The sequence below is a fragment of the Aurantimonas sp. C2-5-R2 genome, assembly GCF_036549495.1.
Lineage (GTDB): Bacteria > Pseudomonadota > Alphaproteobacteria > Rhizobiales > Rhizobiaceae > Aurantimonas > Aurantimonas coralicida_A.
Map to the genome: position 1 here is coordinate 1 of NZ_JAZHLJ010000127.1, position 6,994 is coordinate 6,994.

The 6,994-nt window shown below is 60.9% G+C and carries 8 protein-coding genes and 2 pseudogenes; 6 read left to right on the forward strand and 4 right to left on the reverse strand.

Features of this window, described 5'->3' with window-relative positions:
- Positions 1–49: 49 nt before the first annotated feature.
- The gene (locus VQ044_RS23275) at positions 50–382 is read right to left on the reverse strand and encodes an Rrf2 family transcriptional regulator (protein WP_327649973.1); all 333 of its coding nucleotides are present in this window, start codon (positions 380–382) and stop codon (positions 50–52) included.
- Positions 383–479: 97 nt separating this feature from the next.
- Here VQ044_RS23275 and VQ044_RS23280 point away from each other — a divergent pair, with 97 nt between their 5' ends.
- From VQ044_RS23280 to VQ044_RS23290, 3 genes and pseudogenes are all read left to right on the forward strand, one after another.
- On the forward strand, positions 480–722 hold the full coding sequence (locus tag VQ044_RS23280) for a hypothetical protein (RefSeq protein ID WP_327649971.1): 243 nt from the start codon (positions 480–482) through the stop codon (positions 720–722).
- A 105-nt stretch (positions 723–827) separates the two neighbouring features.
- Complete coding sequence (gene ytfE / locus VQ044_RS23285; RefSeq protein ID WP_327649969.1) at positions 828–1,499, forward strand: iron-sulfur cluster repair protein YtfE; 672 nt, start codon at positions 828–830, stop codon at positions 1,497–1,499.
- A gap of 449 nt (positions 1,500–1,948) precedes the next feature.
- Positions 1,949–2,802, forward strand: a pseudogene (locus VQ044_RS23290) (transposase); the annotation flags it as partial.
- A 119-nt stretch (positions 2,803–2,921) separates the two neighbouring features.
- Here the strand turns inward: VQ044_RS23290 and VQ044_RS23295 are convergent.
- Positions 2,922–3,398, reverse strand: a complete 477-nt coding sequence (locus VQ044_RS23295; protein WP_327649967.1) for an RrF2 family transcriptional regulator — start codon at positions 3,396–3,398, stop codon at positions 2,922–2,924.
- Between the two features lie 215 nt (positions 3,399–3,613).
- Here VQ044_RS23295 and VQ044_RS25925 point away from each other — a divergent pair, with 215 nt between their 5' ends.
- Positions 3,614–4,183, forward strand: coding sequence for an NnrU family protein (locus VQ044_RS25925; protein ID WP_442873002.1), 570 nt, complete (start codon positions 3,614–3,616; stop codon positions 4,181–4,183).
- A gap of 367 nt (positions 4,184–4,550) precedes the next feature.
- Here VQ044_RS25925 and VQ044_RS23305 read toward each other — a convergent pair whose 3' ends face one another.
- Both VQ044_RS23305 and VQ044_RS23310 read right to left on the reverse strand, forming a co-directional pair.
- Positions 4,551–4,805: a DUF2249 domain-containing protein gene (locus VQ044_RS23305; protein ID WP_327649963.1), complete on the reverse strand. Its 255-nt coding sequence runs from the start codon at positions 4,803–4,805 to the stop codon at positions 4,551–4,553.
- Entirely contained in the window at positions 4,798–5,307 is a 510-nt protein-coding gene (locus VQ044_RS23310) for a hypothetical protein (RefSeq protein ID WP_331827800.1), read from the reverse strand. Before VQ044_RS23310 ends, VQ044_RS23305 begins: the two co-directional genes overlap by 8 nt.
- Positions 5,308–5,412: 105 nt before the next feature.
- Here VQ044_RS23310 and VQ044_RS23315 point away from each other — a divergent pair, with 105 nt between their 5' ends.
- Both VQ044_RS23315 and VQ044_RS23320 read left to right on the forward strand, forming a co-directional pair.
- Positions 5,413–5,724, forward strand: coding sequence for a hypothetical protein (locus tag VQ044_RS23315; protein ID WP_327649960.1), 312 nt, complete (start codon positions 5,413–5,415; stop codon positions 5,722–5,724).
- A gap of 38 nt (positions 5,725–5,762) precedes the next feature.
- Positions 5,763–6,626, forward strand: a pseudogene (locus tag VQ044_RS23320) (IS256 family transposase); the annotation flags it as partial.
- Positions 6,627–6,994 lie beyond the last annotated feature (368 nt).

A 6,994-nucleotide genomic window follows, 5' to 3' on the forward strand; every position in this document is an offset into this window, starting at 1 on the left:
TCGAAAGACCTTTAGGCGGACTTGATTTAGCGGCGGGTGATCAGCGTTATCAATTTCGCGCAAGTCTCTCGGTCGCGATGCCCTCGGACGTTAAGGAGATGCCAAGGGTCTCCCTGAGCGGGATGCTGGGCGCCACCAGATCGGCGGTCGTGCCCCCGACATTGATGTCCGACGCTTTCCCCTTGAGACGGAGTCCGCCGCCTCGCCCCCTGACGGCCTCGACAAAGCCGCCGCGGCCCAGTTCGTGGGCGATTTTCATCAGGTGGTTGCGGGCGATGCCGTAGCCCTCGGCGCCCTCTTGGATGGTCGCCAGCCTGTCGGGCTTCAGCGCCAGGTACAAGAGCCGGCGCAGGGCGCAATTGGTGTACATGATGAGGCGCACGAAACTCCCCCAAAGATGCATTATGCGTATTGCTTTTAAGCCGCGTCGGCAATAGCATCATCAAAGATGCATCGCGAATGCCTTTATTCGCGATGTGATGTGTCGTCAGCTGAAGGACCACGTTGACCTCCTCCCGGAGACGGCTTTCCTCGCGATACCTCTCTGGTGTCCGCCCGGCAGCCCGTTCTTCCCGTACCTGATGGCCGGCATCGGCTATCCGGGGTTGTTGCTGGTGACGCTGCTCTTCATCTGGCGGTTTCTCCGTTCGCTCGCCGCCCGGAATGGCGGGCCGCTTGCCGTCTACACCAACGCAACGTTCTCGGCCGAACCGGCGGAGTGAGCTCACGTCAGGTCGACCGAATCGAAAAGCAGGGCACCAACGCCACAGGGTCCCACTCCCGCACACCTTCCAACTCAATCAGGTCATCCACGCAAGGAGAAGAACATGACCGAGACCACCCTGCCCCTGCACGACCAGAATGTCGGCGAGATCGCTGCACAACTTCCGGGAGCCACCGGTGTCTTCCGCCGATTTGGAATCGATTTCTGCTGCCACGGCGACGTGTCGCTGACCGAGGCGGCGTACCAGCGCAAGCTCAACATTATCGAGCTGGAAACAGCGCTGCAGGCCCTCGACCCCGCAGCCGCACCGCAGGCGCCGCAGGAAACCACCGCGCTGATCGATCACATCCAGACCCGCTATCATGAGGGCCACCGACGCCAGATTCCCGAATTGATCGAACTGTCGCGCAAGGTCGAGGCGGTCCATGCCGCCCACCCGAACGCGCCGGAAGGGCTGGCCGACGCCTTGCAACAGATCATGGGCGAATTGGAAGTGCACATGAAGAAGGAGGAATTGATCCTGTTTCCAGCCATGCGTAGACAGACCACGGGACAATTGGATGCGCCGATCGCCGAGATGCGCCACGATCACGATGCTCACGGCGCCTTTCTGGAGCAGGTGGCGCAGATAACCGACGACTATACCTTGCCGGGCGGTGCCTGCCGGTCGTGGCAGGCGCTTTACGCCGGAGCGGCGCAACTCAAGGATGATCTGATGGAACATATCCACCTTGAGAACAACGTGCTGTTCCCGCGATTCGAGGCGAGCGCATGACATCGTAGCTGGCCTTGCGTCGTCCTCCGACTGATAGCAACCACGGCAATTTCTGCGTCCGAACGGCGGGCCGCGGCCGAACCCCTCATGGAAGTTGGCGGGTCCCANCGTAGCTGGCCTTGCGTCGTCCTCCGACTGATAGCAACCACGGCAATTTCTGCGTCCGAACGGCGGGCCGCGGCCGAACCCCTCATGGAAGTTGGCGGGTCCCATGGTGAGCCGTTGACGGAACCGTGTCGACATGAGGGCTGGACGAAAAACACGCCTGCAATACTCTCGTCACTGTCAGACATCCCATCATTAGCTCCGTAAGGAGTTCGAAGCGTTGACCGTCCATTCCCGAAAGACAATGCATGAACGCAATTGATGAAAAGCTGGGCACCTCGAAGAACCTCCCCATTCGTCTGGTTTTGTGATGCCATCGTCCTGACCGAGATCAGGAGGATGGCATGCGGGGACAGCCGGGGTTCTGGGACGTCGACGAGCGGTATGTTCGGCTGAGCGAGGCTGGCGATCCGTTGGAGAAGCTGAATGCGATCTTGCCGTGGGAGGTTTCGCAAACCGCTGTCGAAGGCGCTGAAGCGCTCGGACGGTGCGAAAGGCGGCAGGCCGCCCTACGACGCGGTGCTGATGTTCAAGGTCCTTATCCTGCAGGCGCTCTACAATCTTTCCGACGACCAGGCGGAGTTCCAGATCCAGGATCGGCTGTCCTTCATGCGTTTCCTCGGTCTCGGGATTGCGGAGAAGGTGCCGGGCGCGCCCTTCGGCGAGCTCAAGATAAGAGACGATCTGGCTGTTCCGCGAGCATCGGGCCGAGGCCGGCGCGATCAAAAACCTGTTCGCCCGTTTCGACAAGCATTTGAACAAGGCCGGCTACCTGGCGATGGGCGGCCAGATCCCCGGGTCAAGCCCGAGGACCTCCGCCACGATCGTCGCGGCGCCGAAACAGCGCAATACCGAGGACGAGAAGACCGCGACCAAGGCCGACGAAATCCCCGAGGCCTGGAAGGATCATCCGGCCAAGCTGCGGCAGAAGGATCGCGACGCCCGCTGGACGGTGAAGTTCTCGAAGGCCAAGCCGGCGGCGCCGGGAAAGCCGCAGCATATCGACATCGTGGTGCCGGCCTTTGGTTACAAGGATCACATCGCGATCGATCGGCGCTTCGGCTTCATCCGCGGGTGGTCGGCGACGAGCGCGTCAGCCTATGACGGGGCGCAGCTCTCCAGCGTCCTCGATCGTTCGAATACAATCGGTGAACTTGCACTTGATGCAATTGTCAGAGACAACGTGGGTCATACCCATCCTCATTTAATGCCTTAAACGATATATATAATATATATTTTTTAAGGCGAGCGACACCTCGCTTTGCGGCCCGCGGAGGCCGGTATCAAACTTGCCCCCGAGCTGCCCCATTGTCCCGGTTAGCGGCGCATCCCGACAGCCGCAAAATCGGGCCCGCGCGTTTCCTCAACCGACGGATTCGACACCTTGAAATCGCGTTCCGCCAACATGATGTCGGCGAGGGTATAGCGATCGAATGTGGTGACGAACGAGGTCAATGCTTCATTGAGGACGTTGGGCAGCCGGCAGCAGCCGGTAATCACGCACCGATTGCCGGTTGCGAAGCATTCGACCAAGGCGAAATCCGGTTCGGTCGCCCGCACGACCGCCCCGAGATTTATCTTTTCGGGCCGTCTGGCGAGCGTGAACCCGCCGGATCGCCCGCGAACCCCCTTCAGATATCCCGTCTTCGTTAAGATATTGACGACCTTCATCAGGTGCGTGCGGGAAATCCCGTAAACCCTCGAAGTCTCCTCGATGGTAATCAGCCGATCGCCAGCCGATCCGGCATACATCAGCACGCGCAGTGCATAGTCGGAGAATGTCGTTAGACGCATGTGTTTCTACCTGGTCGGCAACGCGGCATCGCAGCGATCAGCGCGCATGGGTTGGCAAGGGCCGCCAAGAGCGCACCACACGCTCGGCGCCTCGTTCAGAACCCGCCTCGCCTCGGTTGTTCGCGGAATACATGAAATTCCTCTGCACCAGACATATGATGGATAATAGATGAATCTTATTCTAAAGTCCACTCATCGCTGACGTTTCCCCGACCATGGCCGAATTTGTCCTTGCAATCCTTCTCTTTCTGACAGCGCACGTCGTACCGCCAGCACCGCTGGTTCGCCGGCGACTGGTCGCGCTCCTCGGCCGCCGCAGATACCTTCTGGCATATTCCGTTCTCTCGCTCTCGCTGCTCGTCTGGATCATCGTCACTGTGAGAAACGCGCCTTACATGGCGCTCTGGAACGTCGCGCCATGGCCGTCCGTCATACCCGTCGTCGCCATGCCATTGGCGTTCTACTTTGTCGTCGCCGGGCTTGCCGAACCCAATCCCCTGTCGATTTCACTTCGTCGCCGCGATCCGACGCTCCCGCTTGCGCCGATTGTCGTCATAACACGGCATCCCGTACGTTGGGGCTTCCTGATCTGGGCTGCAGCATATCTTCCGCCCAACGCTGCAATCGAAAGCTGGTTGATTTCAGGCGCAGAGTCCTTCCGCTGTTGTAGCGCTCGCTCGGCGGCAATCGCCATCCAGTCGCGCAGCAATCCCTGGTCCTCTTTCGAGAATCGGGCGCGATGCTTTAGATCCTCGAACGAATCGTCCGGATGGCTCCGGTCGTAATCCGCACGAATAATCGACTCATGATAGACACGCATGTGGGCATCGTCCGGACCAATTGGCCGCCTTACTCCATTGGCTGACATGTAGAGCCGCCCTTCAGTCGATTGCGTCATCGCTCGCTCCTAGTCTCCGTAAATCTGTCTCTCTCGAGCATTTCAGCCACCGCAACCATCACGCTAATGTCAGCCCCCAGTCCCGCATTCGCGGCCATGTGAATACGCTCCAGCTGATCGAGCCGGGCGGTCCCACCAATCCGTGCTCCGCTCGTTCTGCATGCTCTCCGGCGACGGCTCCGACAGCGCAGACGTCCCAACGCCGCATGCCCTGCGGAACCGATTCCAAACCGGAGTCACTGGTTCACCCAAGCTCATATGCTTGCTTTCCGACCAAGACGAACGCGCCAGATGTCGGGTCCTTTTTCGAGATAGTCCCAACAAATGCCGCCGTCGCAGCCAGCCTCGAGTTGCAGCTTCAGCCGGCGCGGATCGTGGTCAACGATGAGCTGCAGCGTCTCGCCCGCCGCGAGATGAATGAACAGTTGAGATATGACTGTATGCCGAACGCTGGCACCGATCTCCCGAACGTCCACAACCCGTTCATTGGACAAAGCCTGCTCATGCATGACGCCATCTCGACTGCTCGCCGCACAGGCATGCCACATGGGCGCACATCCGCGCCGCGACATCAGCCGGCAGCAGCCGGCCCAGAAGCACTTCGAAATACGGCTTGACGATCCGACCCGTGACACCGTGCTCGGCGCACAGAAGATCGAGGATATTCGCGGCGAGCGGCGTCATTTGACGCTTGCCGGCGCAGGGATCGAGAATAACGCGGATCGCCTCCTCCACGCGATCCCACCGGGCGCCAGAAATGTGCGTCATCACATTGCAGATATGGCCATTCGCGCGGAAACTGGCGACGACGATTGCAGCCAAAGTCGATACGGGCATCTCCGCAAGGTCGCGGCCGGCGAGAGATATGGGCGGCTGACGAAGCCCCTCCATGAGGGCCGCCGCCTGGCCTGATCCGGCCACCTCTGTCGGTCTGATTTTGCCTACCATCATGTTCATGGCGCACCTCCGTAGGATTTGATTGGCAACTTCGCCGACCGACCAGCCGGACACGTCCCTATCGTCCCCTTTCTCCTAAGCTATAAAAGATACATTGACAATATATCTTTTAGGATGGAGACTGAAACTCGTGAATGCAGCGACGGGAGACACGCCGCCATGACCCGCTACGACAACACCTATCCGGCCTTTCAATCCGGGACGTCGTTTGGTGTCACATCACACCGTCGATGGCTGCTGCGGGGTGAAGCGATGGGAAGGATTCTGACCAAAGCCTTCGCCGCCATGCGGCGGATTAGCAACGCTCGGTCAGGGTCGCTTCGACCACAACCTGCCCTCAAGAGCTCCCTCTCGCCCTTGTGGACGATGAACCTGCCAAAACGACGCACTCGAAAGGTAGTGTCCGCACTGATGGTGGAAAATCGGACCACGAATGGTGTGACGGAAGTGGCCACCGGATTGGCCGGTTAAGGTGGAGTTGCGAGACTTCAACCTGACCGGAGCACCCGATGACCGAGGACAGACTACCGCTTGCCGAGCTTCTGGCGAAAGCCGGAGACGGCGATTTCCTGAGGACGATTGCCGAGAGCGTGATGCAGCTTCTCATGGAGGCCGACGTGGAGGGCATGATCGGCGCCGGGCGTCATGAACGCACCCTTGAGCGGGCGACCTATCGCAACGGCTACCGGGACCGCTCGCTCGACACGCGGGTCGGTTCCTTGCAGCTTCGTATCCCCAAGCTTCGGCAGGGCAGCTATTTCCCGCCGTTCCTGGAGCCGAGGAAGCTCTCGGAGAAGGCGCTCGTCGCCGTCATCCAAGAGGCTTGGATCAGTGGCGTTTCCACCCGGCGGGTCGACGATCTGGTGCAGGCCATGGGACTGTCGGGGATCGGCAAGAGCACGGTGTCGAAGCTGTGTAAGGACATCGACGAGCGCGTCGGTGGCTTTCTCGATCGCCCTCTCACCGGCGACTGGCCCTATCTCTGGCTGGACGCGACCTACCTGAAGCAGCGCGAGGGCGGGCGCATCGTCTCGGTCGCCGCAATAATCGCCGTGGCGGTCAATACTGACGGCAAGCGCGAGATCGTCGGCCTCCACATTGGCCCCTCGGAGGCGGAGACGTTCTGGTCGACCTTCCTCAAAAGCCTTGTGCGCCGCGGCCTTTCGGGCGTGAAGCTCGTGATCTCGGATGCTCACGAAGGGCTGAAGGCGGCCATTCGCCGGGTGTTCAGTGCCTCCTGGCAGCGCTGCCGCGTCCACTGGATGCGCAACGCCTTGTCCTATGTCCCAAAGGCGCAGCAGAGCATGGCGGCAGCGGCCCTGCGCCAGGCCTTCATCCAGCCCGATCGCGCCGGCGCCGCCCAAGCGATGCGGGACGGGCTGACGACGCCTGCGGCGGCGAAGCGGTTTGGGATCGCAATCGCGACGATGGTTCGATGGCGGTCTCAGGATCGCTCTGGGCGAACCGATCCCTTGCCGATGTGCGGCGATCGCCGCTCCGGCCGGATCGAGGCGGAGGCCGGCTTTCTGCTCGCCCTAGTCGACGAGACCGACGACATCACGCTCCACGAGATGCGGCGTCGGCTGGCCGAAGAGCGTGGACTTAAGGCCGGCGGCGGCACGCCCTGGCGGTTCTTCGATCGACGCGGCATCACGTATCGAGCGGCGACTAGCCTGAGCGGTTCCGCGACAACTACGATAAGCGGTCGGTCTCCGGCTTTGTGAGGGCGTAGCCCGATCGA

Coding starts and splice junctions, on each gene's coding strand:
- VQ044_RS23305 (WP_327649963.1), bottom strand. CDS start 4,805: ATGCATGAGCAGGCTTTGTCCAATGAACGGGTTGTGGACGTTCGGGAG.
- VQ044_RS23295 (WP_327649967.1), bottom strand. CDS start 3,398: ATGCGTCTAACGACATTCTCCGACTATGCACTGCGCGTGCTGATGTAT.
- VQ044_RS23315 (WP_327649960.1), top strand. CDS start 5,413: ATGACCCGCTACGACAACACCTATCCGGCCTTTCAATCCGGGACGTCG.
- VQ044_RS25925 (WP_442873002.1), top strand. CDS start 3,614: ATGGCCGAATTTGTCCTTGCAATCCTTCTCTTTCTGACAGCGCACGTC.
- VQ044_RS23280 (WP_327649971.1), top strand. CDS start 480: ATGTGTCGTCAGCTGAAGGACCACGTTGACCTCCTCCCGGAGACGGCT.
- ytfE (WP_327649969.1), top strand. CDS start 828: ATGACCGAGACCACCCTGCCCCTGCACGACCAGAATGTCGGCGAGATC.